The sequence below is a fragment of the Acidobacterium sp. S8 genome (assembly GCF_009765985.1).
In the GTDB taxonomy this organism is placed as follows: Bacteria; Acidobacteriota; Terriglobia; order Terriglobales; family Acidobacteriaceae; genus Alloacidobacterium.
In genome coordinates, this window is the sequence record NZ_LMUM01000034.1 from 189,542 (window position 1) to 212,524 (window position 22,983).

Below are 22,983 nucleotides of genomic sequence, written 5' to 3' on the forward strand. Positions count from 1 at the left end.
CTTAAAAGAGGGAATTCTGTTTGCGCGGCTGCGGGAGTCCGAAGTGCTCGTAAGCCAGACGCGTGGCTACACGCCCGCGGGGAGTGCGATCGAGGAAGCCGATCTGAATCAGGAATGGCTCATAGACTTCTTCGAGGGCATCTTCTTCTTCAGCCAGCGTCGCGGCCAAGGTGTTTAGCCCAACCGGCCCGCCGTCGTACTTTTCGATAATCGTCATCAGCAGGCGACGATCAAGTTCATCGAAGCCATGCGCGTCGACTTCAAGCAGCTTTAGCGCCTGTTCTGCCGTAGCGCGGTCGATTTTTCCCGAGCCGCGCACCTGTGCGAAATCGCGTACCCGACGCAGCAGGCGATTCGCGATGCGCGGAGTTCCGCGCGAGCGCATGGCGATCTCGGCTGCGCCATCTTCATCGATGGGAACATTCATCACCTCAGCAGACCGCTCGACAATGAATCGCAGATCGTCGTCGGTGTAAAACTCTAGTCGCAGCAGGATGCCGAAGCGCGAACGCAGGGGCGACGAGAGTAACCCTGGCCGAGTGGTAGCAGCGACGAAGGTGAATGGCTTGATGTCCATGACGTGCGTACGCGCCGCGGGGCCCTGCCCAATAATGATGTCAAGCTTGTAATCTTCGAGCGCAGTGTAGAGCTTTTCTTCAAGCACCGGCTGCAGGCGATGGATCTCGTCAAGAAACAGCACCTGCCGCTCACGCAGGTTGGTGAGGATCGCTGTCAGGTCTCCTTGAATTTGCAGCGCAGGGCCGGAAGTCTGCTGGAAGCCAACATCTAATTCATTCGCGATGATGGACGCCAGCGTCGTTTTTCCAAGTCCGGGAGGGCCGAAGAGCAATACATGATCGAGCGCTTCGCCGCGGTTCCTGGCAGCCTCAAGCGCAATCGCCAGCTGCTCCTTGGCTTTGTGTTGGCCAACGAACTCCTGCAATCGGCGCGGACGCAGCTTCAGCTCGAAACTGTTTTCATCTTCGGCGCGCGCGGCGCTTACCAGGCGTTCGGGATCGTCTTTCGCTGTCATTCACTCGGAGTGTAGCAGTTTAGAAAAGTGGATGTCAGATATGCATTTGGAATCGTTTCCATCACTGTCGTTTTGCATTAGATTGGTAGGTATGCGTTTCAAGTCTGTCCTGCTTTCGATTGGCGTTCTCGCCCTCTCTTCCGTTGCATTCGCACAGCCAGCCCCATCACCGATGTCCGATGATCAGAAGACAGAGATGACTCATCGTGTGCGCCAGGAGTTTCTCCATGCATGGGATGGCTATCGCCAGTATGCGTGGGGCCATGACGACTTGATGCCCTTGAGCAAGAAGCCGCACGACTGGTTGCACATTCGCTGCTGATGACTCCGGTCGATGGCCTGGACACGATGATCCTGATGGGCCTGCAGCCACAAGCCGACGAAGCGCGCAAGCTGATCGACGAGAAGCTCGACTTCGATCAGGACATGTATGTGAAGGACTTCGAGATCACCATCCGCATGATGGGTGGCCTGATGTCGAGTTATGAGCTGACCGGAGACAAGCGTCTGCTCGAACTGGCCGATGATCTGGGCCGCCGCATGCTCCCCATGTTCAATTCCCCGACGGGCATGCCTTATGAATATGTGAACTTGCATACCGGCGCAGTACGCGGAGCAGAGAGCAATCCCGCGGAGGTGGGCAGTCTGCTGCTGGAGTATGGAACGCTGGCAAAACTGACCGGCAAGCAAATGTACTACGACAAGGCCAAGCGCGCGTTGGTTGAGATGTATAAGCGCCAGTCGAAGATCGGTCTGGTTGGCATTGGCATTAACGTGGAGACCGGGAAGTGGACCGACCAGACAGCGGGCATCATGGGTGGCATCGACTCCTATTATGAGTATCTGTTGAAGTGCGCCATCCTCTTTCACGACAAAGATTGCGAGCACATGTGGACGCAAAGTGCACGCGCAATCAATAAATATCTCGCCGATCAACGTCCGAACGGCCTCTGGTATGGGCAGGCCAACATGGAGACTGGCAAGCGCGTCTCTACTTATTACGGTGCTCTCGATGCTTTTTATCCCGCAGTGCTGGCTCTCTCCGGCGATCGCAAGCGCGCAGCGCAGCTTGAGGATTCAAGCTACCTGATGTGGAATTTCGCCGGCGTCGAGCCCGATAGCTTCGACTACGCGAAGATGCAGATTGCCAGTGCAGCGTATCCCCTGCGCCCGGAGATCATCGAATCTGCCTACTACCTCTACCACTACACACACGATCCGAAATATCTCACCATGGGACAGACCTTTTTCGATTCGCTGGTGAAGTACTGCCGCACTGATGTAGGGTTTGCCGCGCTCAGCGACGTTCGCACGAAGCAGAAAACCGACAGTATGGAGAGCTTCTTCTTTGCCGAGACGATGAAGTATCTCTATCTGATCTTTGCGCCACCATCGACGCTCAATTTCGATTCGATTGTCTTTAATACCGAGGCGCATCCGCTGAAGCGGAATTTCATTACTGCCTCCAAATAGCTATTGCGCCAGCAGGGGTAATCCTACAATGCACAAGGCGGCCTCAGCGACGACAACTGCACTCGTGATCCAGAGAAAGGGCTTGCGATAGCGGGTTTCGAGCACATCTGCAAAGACTCCGCCGATGAAAGCGAGCAGAAACGGGAGTGCCCATAGCCAGGGCTCGCTCTGCACGCCCGGAGTAACAAGGATAAGCAGCAGGGAAGTCACCAGCAGTGGTGTAGTGTTCCCGAAGTAACGGGACCGCCGGAAGACGAGATAGAACCCGAGCGCTCCGACAGCGGCAATGGTGATGCCTGCGTTTGTCAGTGACGAAAAGAATGCGCCTGCCTGACTCAGCGAGAACCACAGCTTACCGGCTTCGCTGCGGAAGACATAGCTGAAGGCGTCCGGACGAAAAGCGTATGACGCAAAGAGCAGGAATAATCCACCCAGAATCCATAGGATGAGCAGCGTAGGCAGGTAGGAGCGTCTGCCTTCCGCAACATAAGCCATGAATGCAATAGCCAGCACTAGGCCGAGGATGAATGCCGAAATATGTGCAGCTGCCGTGAATCCAAACGCGAGCGTCAGCAGGATAATGCGTGGCCGCCACTTGCTTTGCGGTCCTTGCATCGCATGTGCGACTCCGATGGCCGTATAGACAGTCGCGAATAAACCGAAGGCCACAAGAATCTCGTTATTCGGATAAGTGCAGGCATGCACGATGGGAGGCGCGAAGCAGTAAAGCGCCAGCGCAATGTAACCGCCGGTATTTCCGTAGAGGCGCCGCGTAACCCACCAGAGACAGGCTCCGAGAGCGAGGCCGGCCAGAATAAATGGTAGCCGGATAAAAAGCTTGACGTTGCCGACTTCGTGACGCATCTCCCAGGTAGAAGTGGACGATTCCTGGCCTGCGAAGATGCGCTGAATCGTCAGCGGCAGGCCGGCAGCGCGATACGCCAGTGTGCCGTCGTGGATATTTCCGCAGCTGGTGAAGTACCCGGCAAGCGGCGATGGCTTCTCCCACATCTCGCGTCCGCAGCGTGCAAATTGGTAGTCCGTTTCGCTGAGCGTCTGGTGTTTTGTAACCCACAGGCACTGCGCCAGCAGCAGAAAGAGCATGGCTGCGGCGATCTGTTGTGGACGGTTAAAGCGGAATTTGCGGATGCTGTGGGCTGTCGAAGGCGGCATCGTTTCGTGGGATTCTGAACCCAGTGTACCGGACATTCTCAAGAGACAGAATTTCGACGTCTGCAAACCCATGAAAGCAATAGACTAAGCAGCGTTGCTGAGGGCTAACTATTTTAGTATCATAAAGATAGGTTCATATCACCCACTTCTTTGGCTGTGGCCCAACTGCCGCATCGTGTGGTCGGTGTGAAACCTCGAAACGAATCTATGGCAGACGATCAGAACCCACTACTTCCCCTCGGCAATGGCGGCAATGACGGTCCCACAGGACCTGGCGCAGCCAACCTCGTTCCGATCAACATTGAAGACGAGATGCGGAATTCGTATCTCGCGTATTCCATGTCGGTCATTATCGGTCGCGCTTTGCCCGACGTTCGCGACGGACTGAAGCCGGTGCATCGCCGCATTCTCTATGGCATGCACGACATGGGCCTGCAGCACAATAAAAAGTACACCAAGTGCGCCAAGGTTGTCGGTCATGTGATGGGCAACTACCATCCGCACGGTGACTCGGCCATTTACGACACCATGGTGCGTCTCGCGCAGCCCTTCAGCATGCGCTACGTGCTGGTCGATGGTCAGGGCAACTTCGGCTCTGTCGACGGCGATATGCCCGCGGCCATGCGTTACACCGAATCCCGCATGACGAAGCTCGCAGGTGAGATGCTCGCCGACATTGATCAGGAGACGGTGGACTTCGTTCCGAATTATGACGAATCGACCTTCGAGCCGTCGGTGCTTCCTGCACGCGCTCCGAATCTCATCATTAATGGCGCGAACGGCATCGCCGTCGGCATGGCGACAAATATCCCACCGCATAATTTGACGGAAGTGGTGAACGCCGCTATTGAAATGGTGAACAACCCGCACGCCGGTCTCGAAGAAGTGCTCAAGCATGTGCAGGGGCCGGACTTTCCGACGGGCGGCTTCATCTATGGTCGCAGCGGCATTGCCAACGCCTACAAAACGGGTCGCGGTCGCTTCCTTATGCGCGCCAAGTGCGCCATCGAGAATCTGAACCAGGGGCGCCAGGCGATCATCGTCAGCGAGATTCCTTACCAGGTCAACAAGAACACGCTCATCAAGCGCATCGCTGAACTGGTTAACGAGAAAATCATTGACGAGATCTCCGACGTACGCGACGAGAGCGACCGCGACGGCATGCGCATCGTCATCGAGCTTAAGCGTGGAGCCGAGCCGCAGATCATTCTCAACCAGCTGTACAAGCACTCGCAGATGCAAGAGAGTTTCTCGATGATCTTCCTTGCCGTGGTCAACAACCAGCCACGCGAGCTTCCGCTGCATGAGGCGATCCGCCACTTTCTCGACCACCGCGTCGATGTGGTCCGGCGCCGCACGGCCTTCCTGCTGCGCAAGGCGCGTGAACGCGAGCACATTCTGCTCGGCTACCAGATCGCACTCGATCACCTCGACAATGTCATCAAGATCATTCGCGGATCCTCTTCGCGTGGCGATGCACGTGAGAACCTGTTCCAGTTCTTCTCCGGCAAAACCATCACTGTGCGTGACCAGGCGCTTGTAGGCGTCAAGCTTGATCCAGCGCGATACGCTATCGATCCGGCAACGCTCATCTCGCCGACGCTGACTCTCAGCTACCGCCAGATCGACGCCATCCTCGAATTGCAGCTCTATCGCCTCACTCAGCTCTCGATCGACGAGCTGCTCAAGGAACTGGCTGATGTACGTGGCCGCATCGATGAATACGAATCGATTCTAGGTTCAGAAAAGAAGCTGCGTGCCGTCATCGTCAAGGAACTCGAGGCCGTCCGTAAGGACTACGGCGACGAGCGCCGCACGCAGATCATCGACGAGACTGCCGAGCTGCAGCTCGAAGACCTGATCGCAGACGAGCAGGTTGCGGTAACTGTTTCGCATCAAGGCTACCTGAAGCGGACACCGATTTCGACCTATCGCCAGCAGCGGCGCGGCGGGCAGGGACGCACCGGCATGAAGACGCGCGAAGAGGATTTTGTTTCGCAGCTGATTGTCGATTCAACGCACGCCTTCCTCCTCTGCTTCACCAACACGGGACGGGTGTACTGGCTCAAGGTGTACGAGATTCCCGACGTCGGCGCAGCAGGCAAGGGAAAGTCGATGCAGAGCTTGCTGAACCTGCAGCCAGGTGAGACGGTTCGTAATATTCTGCCGGTACGCAACCTTGAAGAAGACGGCAAATTCATCTTCTTCGCGACGCGTAACGGAACGGTCAAGAAGACGCCGCTCAAAGACTTCTCGAATGTCATGGCACGCGGCATCATCGCTATCGGCGTCGATGAGGATGACGAGCTGATTGGCGTTCGTCTTACCGACGGCCACCAGATTGTCTTTCTCGCCACACACGAGGGCATGGCGATCCGCTTCGATGAGAACGATGTGCGCTCGATGGGCCGTCCGGCCCGCGGCGTGCGCGGCATCGACCTCGGCAAGAAGGATTATCTCGTCGGACTTGCGGTCACTCCGCATGAGCGCAGGAAAGACGAAGGCGGCGTCAACTGCGACTGCCTCATTCTCAGCATCACGGAGAACGGCTTTGGCAAGCGCACTGATGTGGACGAGTATCGGCTCCAAACGCGCGGCGGCAAGGGAGTCATTAATGTAAAGACGACGGTTCGCAACGGCAAAGTCTCGTCGATCCAGTTGGTGGATGAAACATCGGAACTGATGGTGATCAGCCAGTACGGCAAGATCATCCGCATCGACACCAAGACGATCCGCGCGGCCGGACGTTCAACGCAGGGCGTGAAGCTGCTCAACCTCGAAGACGAGGACAAGGTAGCGGCCGCCGTCGTCATTCCACCTGAAGAAGCCAAGCAGGAAGCGGAGAATGGGACGTTACTCCAATAGCATCCTGAAAAATAAAAAGAGCGAAGAGGGCATCGAAAGAAATTTCGATGCCCTCTTCGCATCAGGGAGCAACTTATTCGGATTGAGCGTTGATCGTCGCTTCTTCGATCGGGAGATGATTGCTTGCCAGTTGCCTCTCTCGTTTGCCGGTGGAGAGCGAAGCCACCATGCCATCGTTTCCACCTTCAATCCGACGCAATACGTAGTCGGTCGGATAATGAAGAAAGGTTAATTTCGCCTGACTTGGGCGCGCTTCGCCCGCAGAAATATGAAAAAGGACGCTTCTCTTGCGATCGGCTGAGCTCACCCTCCATATCCGGTTGAGTTGCACCTCATAAATCAGGTAGCTGCCTGCCGGCAATCGGGCGTTCTCGACGGTGAAGGCGAACGGTATATCGACCTTCATCAATGGCCTGTCGTCTATCTGCGCATGCAGAAAGCAGGCCGGCGATAACAGAATGCAAACAACAAATAGGAAAAGTGCTTTCATGGGATCCCTCCTTGGCTTGCCTTGAAAGCATCGTGAAGCTGTTACGCTCGTTGCGCGATCTGGATTGGGCGAACTGTTCTCTTCTACTGGCCAGCGGCGTGAATGGACGGGAGATTTCCTGCAGCGAAACTCCGGCGGTGGTAGTCTCAACAACAAGCCGTTATGTTGCGCCGCCTGCTTTCCATCGCTGTTCTCGCTATCGCTTCCACCTGTCTCCACGCTTCGAAGACGTCTGCTGCGCCAGCGCAACCACCGCTGCTTCCTTCTGATTTCGCCGGTTGGCATCAGGCAGCAGCTCCAAAGAGCAGCACTGCGCCGGAAGCGGCCGATCAGACCGACGCACCAGCCTTACGCGAATATGGCTTCACCGAATTTGATTCCGCCAACTACACCCAGGCTGACAACAAGCTGAACATACGGGCGATCCGCTTCGCCGATGCCACCGGCGCGTACGGCGCGTTTACTTTCTACCGACGGCCCGGCATGCTGAAGGAGGACATCGGCAGCAACGGAGCTTTCGATGGCGTGCGCGTCCTCTTCTGGACAGGCGCAACGCTGATCGACGCCACCTTCGACCATCTGACGGCGATGTCTGCGGCACAGCTGCGCGAGCTCGCCGCCGATCTGCCAAAGATCAGCGGTCCCAGCTCGGTAGCGCCTCCGCTTCCGAAATATTTCCCTCCGGCCTCTCTCGACCAGGGAACCCTGCGTTACAGCGTCGGTCCGGTTGCTTATGCACGAAGTGGCGGCGTGCTTCCCGCGACGGTGATTGGCTTTGACCGTGATGCGGAAGTGGTGACGGCAAACTATTCCACCCAGGACGGCGACGGAACGCTGACATTGCTCATGTATCCGACACCGCAGATGGCCATCCATCAGGAGCAGGCGATTCAGGCGCTGCTAAAGGCCGGCAATTCGCCGCAGGCAGCATGGCCTCAGCCGTTAGCCGAGAGCAGCCCTGTGAGCCTGCTGGTGCGCCGCAGCGGCCCCATCGTCGCGATCACCAGCGGTAGCTTCTCTGTAAATGAAGCGCATAAGCTTCTGAATGCGATTAACTACAACGCCGACATCACCTGGAACCATCCCGAAGGTTACGTGAGCGAAGCCTCGAAGACCGCGCGGCTGCTTCTCGGCATTGCCTACCTCACTGGAATTCTTGGCGGCGCAGCCATTATCCTTGGGCTGTTTTTTGGTGGAGGACGCGCAATGTTTCGCAGACTTCGCGGCAAACCCGCGTCAACTCTGAACGAGGAAGACTTCATCAGCCTGAAGTTGCGGTGACCGTTGATTGCACCGATTCATGTGCAATATGAATTAAATCGAAGAAAATAAACGCCCTTGCAACGGGCAAACCGACCATAGGCGAAAATTAGGCAAAGATAAACCGGCTTGATATTAGGAAAGTCAATGTCCGTAATAGGTTGATTCTCGAAGATTTATATTGCTCCGGATTTTGCCTTGACACCCCTACGGAGTGCCCATAGTATTTCGCCAGAAAGTTCTGATGGTTTTGCCTCCGTTGGAACTATTCTCCCTAAAGAGAGAAGCCGCCCTGTTGCCGGGCGGCTTCTCTCGTCTAATTTCCCTTGTTGTCAACCAGAAATTGCTGATCTGTTCCGCAAAAAAAAGCAAACGAGATGGGTGTGGTGGTCATCCGAACCCTATGCCCAAATACGGATTGCCCGGCGGTCATGCACAATATCAGTAGGAAAAATACAGCTAAGATCATCTCGTTCTTATCAGTTGATGCCGTAGTGAAAGGGGTGGCGCTATAACCGCACCACAGTGTACGACGTAGCCGCTTTGCGATAAAATCCAAAGAGCAGGCCGACGTAGCTCAGTTGGTAGAGCAGCCGATTCGTAATCGGCAGGTCACCGGTTCAAGTCCGGTCGTCGGCTCCAGTGTCACTCCGAAACATAACCGAGGCAGCAGGCCACGAGGCAAGCCTCAACATGTGGTTCTGACACTTAGGCTGGGCGAATGTTTTTTTGGCATACGTCATCCGTTTGGCGAAAAGCAGCATGCTTTCCTGCGCTTTTATTCATCATTAAAAATCTTGTAATCAAATACTTATGAAGCTTTAGACATCATGGGCTTGAGAAGTATTTGGCCGTCGGCAAAGGGCTGGGCTTGCGCAAGGCTTAGCACAAGCTGTTCGCGCGGTCCCCCTTGGCAGGCTCAGGGCAGGCCCTTTGACTGCGCTCATGACCACGGCATTTAAGCCGGGGAAGTTGTCTCGCTGAGCGGTTCTTTTTGGGCTGTTTTGGGGCGATCTTGTCTGGTTGGTTCGACATACAGTAGTCCGGAAAATTATGATGGCTGCCATGTCTGCCAGCCGCCGGGATTTTCTGCGTTATAGCGCTTTTGCTGCCGCCTCCACCGTTGCTGTTCCTTCTCTGTTTGCCAAAGGCAAAAAGACCGCGCCGTTTCAACTGGGCATGTGCAGCTATACCTTTCGCGAGTTTGACCGGGCGCATGTCATCCAGTTCATGAAAGAGCTGAAGCTCACCAATCTGAATGCCAAGGACGCGAAGGACCATCTGCCGATGTCTTCGGCCGAAGCCGAGGATCAGGCTGTTGCAGATTACAAGGCGGCCGGCATCAAGCTGACCGCCGTCGGGGCTGTCTATTTTCCCAAAGATGATGACGACGATGTGCGCACCCGCTTTGAATATGCGAAGCGTGCGGGAGTGAAGGTCATCGTTGCGGGTGATCCGACGCCGGAAGCGCTGCCACGCATCGAGAAGTTTGTGAAGGAGTATGACATCCGGATCGCCATCCATAACCATGGGCCGGAGGACAAGATCTGGCACTCGCCGCTGGATGTGCTCAATGCGGTCAAGGGCATGGACCCGCGCATGGGCTGCTGTATCGATGTGGGCCACACGGTACGAACGGGGACGGATGTGGTAGCGGCGATCAAGGAAGTGGGACCGCGCCTCTTCGATGTGCATATGAAGGATTTGACCGATTTCAAGGCGAAAGAAAGCCAGGTGGCGGTGGGCGATGGCAAGATGCCTGTGCGTGAAATCTTCGAAGCGCTGGTTGCGATCAATTACAAGGGCGACGTTGACTTAGAGTACGAGGTACATGGGGATGATCCTATGCCCGGGGCTACTAAGAGCATTGACTATATACGCAAGGTGCTGGGGGAGATGGGATATCAGGGGTGACGTTTTTTGGCTATTAATCTGGATATGCGCGAGATATATCGCTATAGGTGGTCATGGACTTTGTTGAGTGGCGGCAGACAGCCGTCAGTCAACTCGTACTGATTGATCCATCCTCTCTCATATGCATTCAGTTGAATGACCTCCTTCAAAGTCAAAATCGAAACTAAAGAAGCTTTGCCCAAAGAAGTCATTTCTCGATTGCGACCTGCATCTAGGTGTTGCAGCAGACGGCTACTGATGCATGTGGCTTGACCGATATAGAGGATATCTCCTCCCGCATTAGTAAGAACATAGCACCCAGGACCGTTTCCGACAGATCGGACCGGCAAATACTCGAAGGGTGTCAGAGGTCCAGGAGACGGAATCAAGGAAGTGACTTTCAAAATACGGGGTCTCCCGAAACTTGGGGAACGTTAATAGCTGCAGACAATGCATTGGCATATTTGCGTATAGACGCTCTATTTATGCCGGAGGCCGTATTGCCGCGGTACCAAAACTGAGGCTGGGCCATGCCGAGAAATTCAGTCGGGAGGTTTTCGAAACCATGGGCGAGAAGATTGACTATAGTTTCTTCCTTGAAATCCTGCCGATTCGTGAGATGCAGAAATACAGCGGGTCATGCTCCGTGAAAGAGTTCCAATCCATTCGTTCGAAACACAACGGAAATCTCATTGTCCTTATCGACTAGTAATCTTTTAATAGCTCGCCAATAATTGAGGAGTACCTTTTGCTGCTTTTCTACTGTCCAGGCGGGGCCTCCTACCGGATTAGAGGGAACAAGTACATGTTTCTTGATCGATGTTACAAAGCTTTTCTGGTTCATAGATGAAGAACCAGACTCATCCTCACTATTGGCCATAAGCACCCGCCCCTTCCAAGGTGAATCCGGAGATATATTTAAGAAATTCACAATAGCTAGAGCACGTTGATCCTCGCCGCGGTCGACTTGACGCTGAATCCAACGTGGAAGCACCGGCATTTTCTTGAAGTTAATCAAGTCCGTGAGACGAGCAACGATTTGCTGCTCGATTGCAACATCAACTTTCTGGGTCGTATTCACAATAAGAAAATGACACATCTGGCTGATTTCATCGAGATCGACAGCAATATTGACTGGAACCTCGAACGAATCTATCGACGCATCCTTTTCCGAGGCAAGGATAAGTCCCCGAATACGATGCTGGCCGTCAACCACATTGAAGGCACCTACTCTTTCCGTGTCAATGGTAATCGTGTTAGTTTCTTCGTCGAAAGGAAGTAGTTTGTCCGTGGCGAGAAAGATCGATGTGGGCAGGAAGGCTTCTTTCTCTCGATGTCCCTCAAGGAGATATTCTGACAATCGTTTCGCCCGTGCTTCGTTGAGTACGCGCTGGTAACCAACGCCTAAGCCTGAATCAGGCGTTTCGATTTTGAAGAAATTAGGTATCTTCAAGTCTTTTATCCGCAAGCTAGAAGCGAATAAGCAAAGATTTCCCTGCAGTATCTTGCTTGCTGGGCGCTTAATAAGCATTGACTAGTTTCTCCCTAAAATATGTCCATCTTAACCTATCATCACTTTTGCCAAACTTTCGGATAAAGTTGCAATCAAGAGACACACATTTCTGTCATTCATCGGTCGATGCGCTCCCACCCGGCTTTGCTGGTGACATGGGGTTGGTTGCTTGCAATCGTCAATGGTTCTTGATGACAGACTTCCGCAAACGTGCATGGAAGGATTTATTGTCGGAAGATGGCTGTTGGAGCTTTCACCAGCCTGAAAGACCGGTGCTTCTGCCGAAAGGCTTGAACATTCTGCGGACTTGGCATGGTCCGGATCAAAGCGTGATCCGCCAAGGCAGCGGATGCTGCATCTCCGATTCTTCGTCACTTTATTCCTCAGAATCACGGCCGCTTACGCGGGAAATATCGAAGCCTTGAGTGCTCGCCTTACGCCATGTTTTGCAGCGTGGCGTTGATGTCGTTCAATGAAAAGACCTGCACGGGCCAGCGGGTGCCTTTGTCCGCGAGGGTGGCCTTGATCTTTTCGCGCTCGTCGTCGCTTGTGACCAGCAGCAGGATCTGCATCTCGTTGAAAAATCCTTCGAAGAGGGCGACGGCTTCAGGCTGGATGATTCCCATTTTGACGCGCTGGGGCAGCGAGGCGACGCGCTCCTTGACAATGTCTTCGAGCGTGCGGATACGCCAGAGAATGGTTTCGGTACGGAGGGCGGTGAAGTTGCCGAAGTAGAGATAACGCATGCCGTCGAAGGTCATGAGCATGGTGAAGCCGAGGGGCTGGCCCATCTGAAAGAGGCTGCGATCGCCTTCGCTGGTGATGGGCACGACGAGCAGGCGCTGCGAGAGCAGGAAGGATTCGACGATCTGATCGGGGGTGAGGACGGGCGCGACTTCCTGACCGGTGGCGGCGATGGCGACATCGATAGCTTCGGCAGCCTGACGGGCGAAGGTTTCATTGGAGTACTTGATGGTGTCGAGTCCGGCCACGTTGAAGGGCAGACGCTGCGAGTCCCGCTGAAAGGGGATGACGTATTTGTTGAAGCCGAGGACGAGGCCGTATTCCATGTTGACGTTGGCGCTGGGGCTCTCGACGCCGTCTTTGACGCGATTGTTGGCGAGGATGATGCAGAACTGCGACTGGATGATCTTGGAACAGATCTTGGCGCAGAAGGCGCTCTGGCCGGGCGCGATTTCACCGGCGGCCTCGATGCCTTCAATGCCACGCTTTTCCAAAAGCGTTCGCAGGATGGTCATCTCGAGAGCGCTCTCGCTGAATCCATAGCCGATGAAACAGGTGCGCGAAGAGGAAAAAACAAAATCGCAGCGTGGAAGGCCTATGACGCAGAATTCATTCCGGCGTATCCGTTTGTCCATTTCTCAACTCCTGATGCCAGTGCTTTAGCTGCTTCGGTTGCGTGCTGGATGACCATTAGGGGAGAAGAATACAGGGCCGTGACATCGCGGTGTCGCGAATAAAGGGCATTATAAGACTGCTTTCAGCGACGCGCTACGAGAATGATGAAGGCGCCTTCCGTGCATAATGGGGATGCATCCGGAAAGGAATCGGCATGTATATTCCGAAGTTCAACGAGGAGACGCGAGTTCCCGTTATCCATCAGCTGATGCGGTCGCATCCGCTGGCTTCGCTGGTGACGTTTGGCGCGTCGGGGTTGTTTGCTTCGCATCTGCCAATGGTCCTTGATGAGCGAGCTGCGCCCTTTGGGATGCTGCGGTGTCATGTATCGCGGGCAAACGCGCAGTGGAAGGATTTCGATCCAGACGTGCAGGCGCTGGCTATCTTTTCCGGCGCGGAGCATTACATTTCTCCGGCGTGGTATGCGGAAAAGCAGGCGACGGGCAAGGTGGTTCCGACATGGAACTATGTGGTGGTGCATGCCTATGGCTATCTAAAAGTGATGGACGATGTTGTGTGGCTGCGGGCGCATGTGGAGAGCCTGACGAAGATTCATGAGGCGGGCATGCAGAATCCATGGGCGGTGAGCGATGCTCCAGAGGAGTATGTGGCGCCGATGCTTAAAGGGATTGTCGGATTGGAGATGAAGATTGAGCGGCTGGAGGGTAAATGGAAGTTGAGCCAGAATCGCTCGGAAGAGGATCGCCGCGGAGTGGTGGAAGGGCTGGAGGATGGCGGCGAGATGAAGCGGTTGATGCTGGATGCTCTGGAGGACCGAGGCTGATTGCTAAAGACCCAGGTTAGCTTCGCGAACCTGGGGCACCCGCTTTTTTCGTTTTGTAGATTTGCAGATTGGGTCCACTGATTCAACTGCTGCCTGCTTCGCGTATCGGGTTCTCGTCATGCTAGACTCAGCGGTTCACCTTATGAGTTACGAAAATATTCTTGTGGAAGTGCGTGAGCCGATTGCTGTTGTGACTTTTAATCGGCCCAAGGTGTTGAATGCGTTAAACGGGGCTACGCTGCGCGAGCTGGATGCGGCGATCATAGAGCTGGCTGCGCATGCGGGCGTCCGGGCGATTCTGCTGACGGGAGCTGGCGAGAAGGCCTTTGCTGCGGGGGCCGATATTCAGGAGCTCGCCGCTGTATCGGCGGTAGATGGACATGCGCTGGCGATGCGCGGACAGCAAGTCTTCGATCGAATTGAGAATTGCGGCAAGCCGGTGATTGCGTGCGTGAACGGCTTTGCGCTGGGCGGCGGATGCGAGCTGGCGCTGGCGTGCACTTTGCGCATTGCCAGCGAGACAGCGAGGTTTGGCCAGCCGGAGGTGAAGCTGGGGATCATTCCGGGATATGGGGGATCACAGCGGCTGCCGCGGCTGGTGGGCAAGGGCGCGGCGCTCAAGCTGCTGCTTACGGGCGAGATGATTTCGGCTGCGGAGGCTTTGCGCATCGGGCTGGTAGAGGAAGTAGTTTCGCCGGGTGAGCTGTTGGCGCGCGCGGAGCAGATTGCGAAAGCGATTGCCGCGCAGGCTTCGCTGGCGATTGAAAAATGCCTGGAAGCGGTACATGCGGGGTACGACTTGCCGCTGCGGCAGGCGCTGGATCTCGAGGCTGCGCTCTTTGGGATTTGCTGTGCGACCGAAGACAAGACGGAGGGCACGAAGGCTTTTCTGGAAAAGCGCACAGCGGTTTGGACTGGGAAGTAGGACTGGTTTGTAGTCGGTGCGCTGTCCCAATCCCACCCTTTCGCAAAAAGCGCGAAAGGATGGGGCACCCGATGTCGGAGATTCTCAAATCGCGGAATCCGCCTTATCAGTATCCCGCCCATGTGCTTCGCACTTGTGTCTATTCGGATTTCGGTGGCCCGGACATCTTTCTCACCACTGCTTCATCTGTCTTCTGGTGGAGTTCGTTTGTCCTGGCGAACTCGGCTTGTGCCTGCTGCTTCTTGCCCATGGCGGAGTAGAGACGCGCGAGGCGCCAGTGCGCGTCGGGTTGCGAGGGATCCATCTCAATGGCGCGTTTCAGATTGGCTGCGGCTGCTTCGTTCTGATTCTGCGCGGCATCGACGATACCCATATCGAGGAAGGCGAGGCGGGTTGCGCCCTGCTGCGCGACGGCCTGCTTGAGGTAGTTCGCGGCGGTAGCTTCGTCATTGCGTTTGAGCGCGATGTCGCCTAAATAAGTAAGCGCTTGCGGGTGATTGGGGTTCTCTTCGAGTTCGAGTTTGAATTCAGCCTCGGCTTCGTCATACTTGTGCTGCTTCCAGAGCATGTATCCCAGGCCGAAGTGAACTTCAGGTGTGTGCGGATCAGCTTTGGCCGCGGCGCGGAATTGAGCGATGGCGTTGTCGGTCTGGCCGAGGCCGTCGAAGGCTTCGCCGGCGAGGATGTCGGCCTGGGCGGAATCGGGCGCTTGCTGGAGGATGAGTTGGTATTGCTCGAGCGTGCACTGATATCGCGCGGCCCACAGGCAGCTTTGCGCGAGCGTGGTGCGCAGCTGAAGATTTTCGGGCGCCGCTGCTACTGCCGTTTCAAGATAAGGGATCGCTTCACCGTATTGCCCTGCCCCGTAATAGCTCATGGCGAGAAGAAGCTTTGGCCGCGTGTCTTCTGGCGCTTCGGCGGCGGCGGCTTTTAACGGCGAGATGGCGTCTTTAAATTTTTCCTGCTTGAAGAGAGCGAGGCCGAGATCGAGTTGCAGGCCGGGAGCCTTGATGCCAAGTTCGAGCGCTCTGCGATAGGCGGGGACGGCCTCGGCATAATTGCCTTCGAGCGCGAGGGTGAGGCCGAGCTGCGCCCATGCGGCTGCGTCCTTAGGATTGGCTGCGGTTGCGGCTTCCCATTTTTCTTCGGCTGCCGCGTAGTTATTTGGTGTGTCCTGCGCGAGGAGAAATGCGGGAATCAAAAAACAGGTAAGAAGGAATGAGAGACGCCGCACGCTGCACCCGAAAAAGTTAACTGGAAGCATGGTATCGCACGCGGGGTAAAGAAAGAGCGCAGTGGATATAACCACTGCGCCCGGTTTGCCAGCGAAACGATTAGAAGAGGAACTTCGCGCCGAACTGCAGAACGCGAGGATCGTAGGTTGAGGTTAGCTGTCCAAAGTTCGAGCTGGTGAAGCCCTGGCTCACGTTCTGGAATTCAGTGTGGTTGAAGGTGTTGTAGGATTCGGCACGTAGCTGGAATCGCGGACCTTCCGCCGAGGTGATGCGGAATTCCTTGAAGAGGCTAAGGTTCCAGTTAAAGAGCCCGGGGGATACGATCGTATCCTTGCCGGCGTTGCCGAAGCCTGAATTGACGCCGCCTGCCCAGGGAGCGGTCGGCGCTGCGAAGGATGCCGGGTTGAACCAGGCAAGCTGCTTTTTGGGGTAGCTTACATTGCCAACCAGATTCGGACGGTTGGCGGCATTACCTCCCAATCCCAGGACATCAGTTCCATAGTTGACATTAGTTGGCGTGCCACTTTGCGCTGTGGTGATGCCGGATATCTGCCAGCCTCCCAGCAGTGACCGTGCCAGGCCGTTGCTCGAGTGCAGGAAGAAGGGGAGGTCATAGATATAGTTGGCGTTGAAGATGTGGCGGCGGTCGATGAGGCCCGAACCGCGGTCATAGTCCTGGTTGAAGGGATTCGAAAGCTGGCCGCTTGAACCGGCAAGAGGGAACGAGGTGAGATCGCCGCTCTGGATGTCGATCTCATGCGACCAGGTGTAAGCAAGCTGGAGGGACAAGCCGTGCTTGTTCTCCATGCGCAGCGCTGCCTGCAGCGAGTGGTAATTACTATTGGTCGCATTCTCAGTCTTGCCGATATTAGCCCAGCCAGGATATTGCCGATAGAGGTTGGCATTCGCCCCGTTAGCAACAGCCTCACGCTGATCGTAAGGATTGGCCAGATTGTTGGTATCGGTTAAAGGCAACGTATTGATTGCCCGGATATCGTTCTGGTTCCATCCTGTCATGCCGACATATTGCACCGCCATGACAATCGATGGAGCCAGTTCATCTTGAACGCCGAGACTGAATTGTTGTGTGGCAGGATTGCGATAATTCAGATCGAGCGCGCTGAAGTTGAGCGGCGTGACCGGGACGGCAGCGGTCGCTCCGGTCTGGTTATTGGTGTTTGGGTTTGAGAAGTAGATGCCATTCACGGAAGGCTGAGCAGACCATGGCGCGTTGATATCGGTGCCATAGATGTCGTTGCCCTGGACGCGCTCGAAGAATAATCCATAGCCGCCGCGAATCACGGTCTTGCCGTTCCCGAGAACGTCATAGGCAAAACCGACACGAGGCTGAACTGTTCCGTACGAGTTGTGGACCAGACCACGTGGAAATCCGTTCACGCCCGCCAGTTGAACGCCATTCAAATAGTAGGCTTGTGCGGCGCCTGCTGGCTGGCTGAAGCCCGGGCCGTTCGGATCGAGAGTTCCGTCGGATGCGGGGATCTGCGCGTCGGCAGGATTGAAATCCGCCTGAACGAAGTTGGAGGTGCGATTGTTTTTTTCATAGACATGGGGCAGACCGTCATAGCGAATGCCCAGGTTCAGCGTGAGCTGCGGCATCACATGCCAGTTGTCCATCGCGTAGAACGAATACGTGTTGTTGACCCAGTGAGCTATCAACTGCTGCTGGAGCTGCTGATAGCTGTTGGCAAATCCCAGCAGGAAATTCACATAGGAATCGCCCGAGTAGGATGAGGAGTTGAAAGTATAGTCGCCCTGCGTATCGGCCTGCACCTGCTGGTTCTTGTCCATGCGCATATACCCAGCGCCGAACTTGAGAGAGTGTGCGCCCCTGGTCCACGACAGATCATCTCGGACCTGATAGTCGAGGAATGAATTGTGCCAGGGCCAGTAGTTCGTTGTGTAGGTTGTGCCAGGACCAACGCCGGAGAACTGCACTTGCGGCAGCCGGTTCATTGCGTTGTTACCACTAAAAATTCCCACGGCACTCCACCCGGAAGGTTGTTGATAAATTCCAGCCGGGGTGATGTCGATGGTGTTTCCGTTCACGTTAAAAGCTGTTTCATTCAGCAGCGTGGGAGAGATTACCTGGCTTAGTTTTACAACCGCGCCCCATGACGGATTTTGGAATACATTGCCGACTGTTGGGTAACTGTCGCCGCTCCACATGACCGGGAAGATGGTCTGCGACATCTGATCGTGAATCCAGTGACCCATCAAGTGCATTCTGTCGGTGAGATCGTGGTCGATGCGAACTACATCCTCGCGAACATCCGTCGGCTGCTTCGGTGAAGCGATGTATTGATCGCCATTGAAGTTCGCTTGAGGAATAGCACCCGTGCCCATGAACAGTACGGAATTCGGATCAAAAACCTGATAAGGAATGGTGGAAACGCAGGTTGTCGAGGAGCTGCAGGTGTAGGGGAACGGCTGTCCCGCTACAAGTCCAGCTGTGCTGTACTGCGTGAGCTTTGCTGGATCGGTAGTGTTCGGTACGACCGGCAATACCGCAGCGCCATTATTTACATAGTCGGTGTACTGCAGGTTCTGCCCGCTCACGGGGAAGTTCGAGACGGGAATCGTGTTCGTGGCGTTCGGATTCGCCCCGGAAATAAACTTGCGCCACTCTTCACTCCAGAAGAAGTAAGTTTTCTTGCGCTCGCTGTTATAAACATGGGGGATAAAGAGCGGACCTCCGATCTCTCCGCCGAAAATATTCAAACGAAGTTCGGGGATCGGCTGATTCGCCTGCTTGGAGAAGTAGTTGTTCGCGTCAAAAATGTCGTTACGATTGAACTCCCACAGGCCACCGTGGAAGTTGTGGGTTCCTGACTTGAGAACCATGGTTACAGTTCCGCCGGAAGCAATACCGTAATCGGGGCTGTAGTTGCTGCTCAGAGTCTGGAACTCAGCCAGGACATCGGGCGAAGGCAGGATGCCGAGTTTGCCGCCGCTGCCGCGGTCATAGACTTCGCCGCCATCGATCAGCCAGTTGTTATGGTCGGGACGCATACCGTTGAAGCTCAGGCTGAAGTTGCTGCCCTGTGCTGTGACGCCATTGAATGAAGGCATCATGTTGGATACGCCAGTTCCCAGCGTGGTCAGCGCGATGACGTTGCGTCCATTCGTCGCCAACTGCAAAATCTGCTTGCCGCTGATGAGCGTGCTGACCTCATTTGTTTCCGATTGGACCTGGAGCGCATTGGCCTGTACGGTGATGGTCTGGCTCGCCGCGCCTACTTCAAGCGGAACATCGGAACGCAGAGTCTGCGCTACGTTCAGAATCAGTCCGGATTTCGCATAGTTTTTAAAGCCGGTGGCTGTTGCCTGCAGGTTGTAGGTGCCGATCTGCAATCCCGGAATATCGTAAAGGCCGGCTCCGTTCGTTTGCGTACTACGAGTGGTGCCGGTAGAGAGATGAGTGACGGTGATGGTTGCATTCGGCACGGCTGCGCCGGATGAATCGGTTACGCTGCCGGTGATTTCCGCATTCTCTTGTGCCCCAGCGATGGATACAGCACACAAAACGAACGCGAAGACGGCTAGAAGCCTTCTTAGATACGTCATCAGGTTGCCCCCTTAAGAACCGCTAGTGAAACACGTTGAATTCGTACTTTTTAAATAAAAGCCACTGTTTCATCTGCGCTTCTTCAGGCAACGGAACGACACTTATGAGTCATGGAAATAGCGCAGTAAACAGTTTTACTGAATTCCGCCTGACATTTAGCTCCCAAGACAAATCGATTGTCAAGAGAGGAATAAAGGGTGGGTATAGATAGGCACTATGTGAAAAACGCTTTACCGGATGGGTAACTCCAACACATATCGATTGAAAGCGCGTACATAGAACAGTCTGGAAACGAATACATTTGTGCACAAAATTTCGTTGAGCCGTGCACGCGGTGAGGTCGATACGAGGGAAGATCAAATTCCATTCCCTCGGCCAGGGTTCTACAATGCCGAATCAGGATTCGGAGCGTAAGCGTTTTCTACTGCAGTAAAGAGAGGCAGTTACATGCCGCAATCGACTTGATATGCTGCCATATAGAGTTCCGAATAGAAATGAAGCTTAAACAAGCCCTCTCCACCTTCCTGTTTGGCCCGGTTCTGATCGCCGTGGTCGTTACCGGTTGCCATTCTTCAACGTCGTCACCATCTGCCACTCCTGACGCCGCAGCGCAGGCGCGGGAGCAGGCATTGGCGGCGGCAAAAAAAACTGATACTGCCCGGCAAGAGCTGGAGGAGATTCCGCCGCCGGCAAAGAGCCACTATATGGCCATTCATACCCGGGAAAGCTGGAATAACCCATTTCTTACGGTTGGCAATACAGATGTGACTTTGCGCGTGATTTCGCCTGACCAGACGCACAGCGCGGCGCTGCCGAGCACGATGTTGAAACCGGCGAAGGCTCGCCGCCAGGAGCTGGAAATTCGGCTGGCCGATCTGCCTGATGCCCTGAGCGCGTTGCCGCGGGAAGACTGGCCGTATGGCCGCGTGATCGCGGTAGAAGAAGATCCGGCCGAGACGCGAGCTAACCGGCTGCAGGTTCGCCGGAATGTGGAATCGACGATGCAGACGCTGAATAATCTCGGAATCGTGATCTACGAATGGCCGGTGACCGGCCTGTCACGATAGACGAGAGAGAGGAATCAGCTTGAGCGAAGGCGCACTGGAGCGGAGACCCCGCACCGACGCCTTGGAGGAGCGGTGCACGATGGCGAGCTTTTCGCGATCGAGGATTTTCCGCTGCTGCCCGCGAGCATGGTTGGCCCAGGGGCCTATAGGATCAAGCCGAAGATATGCGGTCCAGTGCCGCACCGCTTTCCTGCGCTGGCCGGTGCGCTCATAGGCGAGAGCCAGATTGTAATGGGCGTCGGCGTACGACGGCACCAGCCGGATGGCCGAGCGATAGGCCTCGATGGATGCAGGCAGGAGCTGCAGCTCGTCCAGTACATTGCCGAGGTCGAAAAAGGCAAGCGCATATTCCGGATCAGCCAGGGTGGCCTGCCGGTAATGGTGTTCGGCCTCGAGAAATTTTTTCTGGTTGTAGTGAATCGTACCCAGATTGATGCACGCAGGAGCGTGCGCGGGGTCCAGGTCGAGAATCTCCTGATAAAGCTCGCTGGCTTCTGCGATTTTTCCGCTTTCTTCGCAACGAACCGCTTCGAGAAAGAGGTTGTTAGCCCTGGCTTCGCACTGGAACGGGCTAAGAACCGCGTGCCCGAGCGCCGCCGGGGTGCGATTACCGCTGGCATCAAAGTCGAAGACCAGCTGGCGGGTGATCGGCTCCATAGAAGCGCCGGAGTGGCGGAAGATCAGCCGCGAACCACGCCGTGCCGTTCCGGCTTCGAGTAGCGGATTCGCCATACCGGATGCAGATCGCATGGCCGTTACGGAGGCACGAATGCTGGCCACAGAAAGGCGCGTGGCGCGGAGGTCGCGCAATTTGCGCAACTGTACCAAATCCTGAAATGAGTAGGAGTCAGAGGGGGCGATCAGGCCACCGCGCTCCCATCCGCGCAACTGCTTCGGATGAATGCGCAGGATACGCAGAACGTCCTGACGGTTATATGGATTCACAGGGCGAACCGTTGCTCCTTGCGGTCTCTACCGCTGCCTCTTGAGGCGATTATGCGCATAGAGTTGCAAAGGCACAAGGGGTTGTGTATGAAAATCCGTGGATAAACCGTACTTAATTCGATTCCGGGAACGAATTTGTGCAGGTTGTTCCGGCTAAAATCGCACCGGAACAAGACAGACAGTCCGCAACTGAGATGATGAAAGCATGGCGTTCAACATTCAAGAGCAGTTCGGCCAGATTGATATCTATGTTTTCGATCAGATCCTACGAGGCAATATCGCGCCCGGAATGCGAGTCCTTGATGCCGGATGTGGGTATGGACGCAACCTTGTACATTTACTACGCGAAGGCTGCGAAGTGTTTGCTCTCGATCTCGATCAAGAGGGAATAAAGCATGTGCGACAACTCTCCGCTTCCTTCGAGACTGGACTTCCGGCAGACAACTTTCAGGTCGGATCCATTGAGCGGATGCCCTTCCCTGATGCCTTTGCCGATGTTGTGATCTGTAATTCGGTGCTTCATTTCGCCCGGGATGAAGAGCACTTCAGCTCGATGCTGGCAGAGTTATGGCGGGTTTTAAGGCCGGGAGGTATGCTTTTCTGCCGCCTGGGATCGAGGATCGGCATGGAGTTCGAACGAGTACCAGGCGGAAGGTTTATCGTGGGCGATGGCTCAGAGTGGTTCCTGGCAGATGAGGAGATGCTTATGGAATACACGGATAAGATGAACGGCATCCTTGTGGATCCATTGAAGACAACTATTGTGCAAGATTACCGTTGCATGACGACCTGGGTTCTGAGGAAACGGCGCTAATCGGCCTTCGTCTGGTCATTACACGCTGGCAGGACACATCTTCTTATGCCGGCACCGAGAGATACTGATTTCCACTTTTATAGGGAATACTTTTGGAAATCAGGAGAGCGGAATCGTCACTGGACCTGGACGTCGCCGCTGGTTCGTTTCGCGATTCCGTTGCTGAATGAAGTGAGTACGCACTTTATTCAGCTGGTAATGGACGACTTCTAATTCCGAACACGCGATTTTGTAGGCCATCTCCTTACCGAGGCGCTTCAGAACCCGTTTACGCTTCTCGATGCCCTGAATGAGCAAGTTGAATGCCTGTTCCGGCGTCAAGTCGGAATTTCCGATGCCAGTAGGTGGCTCGCTTTTTCTTATCTCGATATTGATTACCTTGCCCAAGATGGTTGTCCTAAGGGGCAATGTAGACCGGACGGATCAACCCAACAAGTTACCCCGGTAATGTGCAGGCGCAAAAATCGCAAAACCTGAGGTTAAACGTTTCGCATCTTATGCAGACATT

Annotated in this window: 19 protein-coding genes and 1 tRNA gene; 10 read left to right on the forward strand and 10 right to left on the reverse strand. The window is 55.1% G+C overall.

Annotated elements, in window-relative coordinates; all coding sequences use genetic code 11:
- Nucleotide 1: 1 nt before the first annotated feature.
- Complete coding sequence (gene ruvB, locus GSQ86_RS16050) at nucleotides 2–1,033, reverse strand: Holliday junction branch migration DNA helicase RuvB (protein ID WP_158750950.1); 1,032 nt, start codon at nucleotides 1,031–1,033, stop codon at nucleotides 2–4.
- A 91-nt stretch (nucleotides 1,034–1,124) separates the two neighbouring features.
- On the opposite strand from ruvB, the gene GSQ86_RS23155 reads away from it, so the two are divergent.
- Entirely contained in the window at nucleotides 1,125–1,355 is a 231-nt protein-coding gene (locus GSQ86_RS23155) for a glycoside hydrolase family 47 protein (protein ID WP_216841185.1), read from the forward strand.
- Nucleotides 1,355–2,506: a glycoside hydrolase family 47 protein gene (locus GSQ86_RS16055; protein ID WP_216841186.1), complete on the forward strand. Its 1,152-nt coding sequence runs from the start codon at nucleotides 1,355–1,357 to the stop codon at nucleotides 2,504–2,506. Before GSQ86_RS23155 ends, GSQ86_RS16055 begins: the two co-directional genes overlap by 1 nt.
- Here GSQ86_RS16055 and GSQ86_RS16060 read toward each other — a convergent pair whose 3' ends face one another.
- Nucleotides 2,507–3,679, reverse strand: coding sequence for a glycosyltransferase family 39 protein (locus tag GSQ86_RS16060; protein WP_158750951.1), 1,173 nt, complete (start codon nucleotides 3,677–3,679; stop codon nucleotides 2,507–2,509).
- A gap of 207 nt (nucleotides 3,680–3,886) precedes the next feature.
- Here GSQ86_RS16060 and gyrA point away from each other — a divergent pair, with 207 nt between their 5' ends.
- Complete coding sequence (gene gyrA / locus GSQ86_RS16065) at nucleotides 3,887–6,544, forward strand: DNA gyrase subunit A (protein ID WP_158750952.1); 2,658 nt, start codon at nucleotides 3,887–3,889, stop codon at nucleotides 6,542–6,544.
- Between the two features lie 73 nt (nucleotides 6,545–6,617).
- On the opposite strand, the gene GSQ86_RS16070 is transcribed toward gyrA, so the two are convergent.
- On the reverse strand, nucleotides 6,618–7,034 hold the full coding sequence (locus tag GSQ86_RS16070; protein WP_158750953.1) for a hypothetical protein: 417 nt from the start codon (nucleotides 7,032–7,034) through the stop codon (nucleotides 6,618–6,620).
- Between the two features lie 162 nt (nucleotides 7,035–7,196).
- Between GSQ86_RS16070 and GSQ86_RS16075 the strand changes: the two genes are divergently transcribed.
- From GSQ86_RS16075 to GSQ86_RS16085, 3 genes are all read left to right on the forward strand, one after another.
- Nucleotides 7,197–8,315: a DUF6599 family protein gene (locus tag GSQ86_RS16075; RefSeq protein WP_158750954.1), complete on the forward strand. Its 1,119-nt coding sequence runs from the start codon at nucleotides 7,197–7,199 to the stop codon at nucleotides 8,313–8,315.
- 545 nt (nucleotides 8,316–8,860) lie between these two features.
- Nucleotides 8,861–8,936, forward strand: a tRNA-Thr gene (locus GSQ86_RS16080).
- 411 nt (nucleotides 8,937–9,347) lie between these two features.
- Nucleotides 9,348–10,208 (forward strand): sugar phosphate isomerase/epimerase, encoded by an 861-nt coding sequence (locus tag GSQ86_RS16085; protein ID WP_158750955.1) that lies wholly within the window; start codon nucleotides 9,348–9,350, stop codon nucleotides 10,206–10,208.
- Nucleotides 10,209–10,249: 41 nt separating this feature from the next.
- Here GSQ86_RS16085 and GSQ86_RS24005 read toward each other — a convergent pair whose 3' ends face one another.
- The 3 genes from GSQ86_RS24005 to GSQ86_RS16100 all read right to left on the reverse strand — a co-directional run bounded on the left by GSQ86_RS24005 (nucleotide 10,250) and on the right by GSQ86_RS16100 (nucleotide 12,959).
- Nucleotides 10,250–10,591, reverse strand: coding sequence for a GIY-YIG nuclease family protein (locus GSQ86_RS24005; protein ID WP_158750956.1), 342 nt, complete (start codon nucleotides 10,589–10,591; stop codon nucleotides 10,250–10,252).
- 233 nt (nucleotides 10,592–10,824) lie between these two features.
- On the reverse strand, nucleotides 10,825–11,718 hold the full coding sequence (locus GSQ86_RS16095; protein WP_158750957.1) for a DGQHR domain-containing protein: 894 nt from the start codon (nucleotides 11,716–11,718) through the stop codon (nucleotides 10,825–10,827).
- A gap of 416 nt (nucleotides 11,719–12,134) precedes the next feature.
- Nucleotides 12,135–12,959 carry a hypothetical protein gene (locus GSQ86_RS16100; RefSeq protein ID WP_158750958.1) on the reverse strand — a complete coding sequence of 275 codons (825 nt, stop codon included), beginning with the start codon at nucleotides 12,957–12,959 and terminating at the stop codon, nucleotides 12,135–12,137.
- Between the two features lie 314 nt (nucleotides 12,960–13,273).
- Here GSQ86_RS16100 and GSQ86_RS16105 point away from each other — a divergent pair, with 314 nt between their 5' ends.
- Both GSQ86_RS16105 and GSQ86_RS16110 read left to right on the forward strand, forming a co-directional pair.
- Entirely contained in the window at nucleotides 13,274–13,903 is a 630-nt protein-coding gene (locus GSQ86_RS16105; protein WP_158750959.1) for an FMN-binding negative transcriptional regulator, read from the forward strand.
- Nucleotides 13,904–14,045: 142 nt separating this feature from the next.
- Nucleotides 14,046–14,828: an enoyl-CoA hydratase-related protein gene (locus GSQ86_RS16110; RefSeq protein WP_158750960.1), complete on the forward strand. Its 783-nt coding sequence runs from the start codon at nucleotides 14,046–14,048 to the stop codon at nucleotides 14,826–14,828.
- A 139-nt stretch (nucleotides 14,829–14,967) separates the two neighbouring features.
- Here GSQ86_RS16110 and GSQ86_RS16115 read toward each other — a convergent pair whose 3' ends face one another.
- Together GSQ86_RS16115 and GSQ86_RS16120 are read right to left on the reverse strand one after the other, a co-directional pair.
- On the reverse strand, nucleotides 14,968–16,092 hold the full coding sequence (locus tag GSQ86_RS16115; RefSeq protein WP_158750961.1) for a tetratricopeptide repeat protein: 1,125 nt from the start codon (nucleotides 16,090–16,092) through the stop codon (nucleotides 14,968–14,970).
- A 70-nt stretch (nucleotides 16,093–16,162) separates the two neighbouring features.
- Nucleotides 16,163–19,648: a carboxypeptidase-like regulatory domain-containing protein gene (locus GSQ86_RS16120; RefSeq protein WP_158750962.1), complete on the reverse strand. Its 3,486-nt coding sequence runs from the start codon at nucleotides 19,646–19,648 to the stop codon at nucleotides 16,163–16,165.
- Nucleotides 19,649–20,143: 495 nt separating this feature from the next.
- On the opposite strand from GSQ86_RS16120, the gene GSQ86_RS16125 reads away from it, so the two are divergent.
- Nucleotides 20,144–20,716, forward strand: coding sequence for a hypothetical protein (locus GSQ86_RS16125; RefSeq protein ID WP_158750963.1), 573 nt, complete (start codon nucleotides 20,144–20,146; stop codon nucleotides 20,714–20,716).
- On the opposite strand, the gene GSQ86_RS16130 is transcribed toward GSQ86_RS16125, so the two are convergent.
- Entirely contained in the window at nucleotides 20,708–21,661 is a 954-nt protein-coding gene (locus tag GSQ86_RS16130; protein WP_158750964.1) for a tetratricopeptide repeat protein, read from the reverse strand. The two genes, GSQ86_RS16125 and GSQ86_RS16130, sit on opposite strands and share 9 nt — an antisense overlap.
- A 205-nt stretch (nucleotides 21,662–21,866) precedes the next feature.
- Between GSQ86_RS16130 and GSQ86_RS16135 the strand changes: the two genes are divergently transcribed.
- Nucleotides 21,867–22,475, forward strand: coding sequence for a class I SAM-dependent methyltransferase (locus GSQ86_RS16135; RefSeq protein ID WP_158750965.1), 609 nt, complete (start codon nucleotides 21,867–21,869; stop codon nucleotides 22,473–22,475).
- Between the two features lie 99 nt (nucleotides 22,476–22,574).
- Here the strand turns inward: GSQ86_RS16135 and GSQ86_RS16140 are convergent, their stop codons facing one another.
- Nucleotides 22,575–22,796, reverse strand: a complete 222-nt coding sequence (locus GSQ86_RS16140) for a hypothetical protein (RefSeq protein ID WP_216841187.1) — start codon at nucleotides 22,794–22,796, stop codon at nucleotides 22,575–22,577.
- Nucleotides 22,797–22,983 lie beyond the last annotated feature (187 nt).

Coding starts and splice junctions, on each gene's coding strand:
- GSQ86_RS16085 (WP_158750955.1), top strand. CDS start 9,348: ATGATGGCTGCCATGTCTGCCAGCCGCCGGGATTTTCTGCGTTATAGC.
- GSQ86_RS16110 (WP_158750960.1), top strand. CDS start 14,046: ATGAGTTACGAAAATATTCTTGTGGAAGTGCGTGAGCCGATTGCTGTT.
- GSQ86_RS16075 (WP_158750954.1), top strand. CDS start 7,197: ATGTTGCGCCGCCTGCTTTCCATCGCTGTTCTCGCTATCGCTTCCACC.
- GSQ86_RS23155 (WP_216841185.1), top strand. CDS start 1,125: ATGCGTTTCAAGTCTGTCCTGCTTTCGATTGGCGTTCTCGCCCTCTCT.
- gyrA (WP_158750952.1), top strand. CDS start 3,887: ATGGCAGACGATCAGAACCCACTACTTCCCCTCGGCAATGGCGGCAAT.
- GSQ86_RS16120 (WP_158750962.1), bottom strand. CDS start 19,648: ATGACGTATCTAAGAAGGCTTCTAGCCGTCTTCGCGTTCGTTTTGTGT.
- GSQ86_RS16115 (WP_158750961.1), bottom strand. CDS start 16,092: ATGCTTCCAGTTAACTTTTTCGGGTGCAGCGTGCGGCGTCTCTCATTC.
- GSQ86_RS16055 (WP_216841186.1), top strand. CDS start 1,355: ATGACTCCGGTCGATGGCCTGGACACGATGATCCTGATGGGCCTGCAG.
- GSQ86_RS16100 (WP_158750958.1), bottom strand. CDS start 12,959: ATGACCATCCTGCGAACGCTTTTGGAAAAGCGTGGCATTGAAGGCATC.
- GSQ86_RS16125 (WP_158750963.1), top strand. CDS start 20,144: ATGAAGCTTAAACAAGCCCTCTCCACCTTCCTGTTTGGCCCGGTTCTG.
- GSQ86_RS16060 (WP_158750951.1), bottom strand. CDS start 3,679: ATGCCGCCTTCGACAGCCCACAGCATCCGCAAATTCCGCTTTAACCGT.
- ruvB (WP_158750950.1), bottom strand. CDS start 1,033: ATGACAGCGAAAGACGATCCCGAACGCCTGGTAAGCGCCGCGCGCGCC.
- GSQ86_RS16105 (WP_158750959.1), top strand. CDS start 13,274: ATGTATATTCCGAAGTTCAACGAGGAGACGCGAGTTCCCGTTATCCAT.
- GSQ86_RS16135 (WP_158750965.1), top strand. CDS start 21,867: ATGGCGTTCAACATTCAAGAGCAGTTCGGCCAGATTGATATCTATGTT.
- GSQ86_RS16095 (WP_158750957.1), bottom strand. CDS start 11,718: ATGCTTATTAAGCGCCCAGCAAGCAAGATACTGCAGGGAAATCTTTGC.
- GSQ86_RS16070 (WP_158750953.1), bottom strand. CDS start 7,034: ATGAAAGCACTTTTCCTATTTGTTGTTTGCATTCTGTTATCGCCGGCC.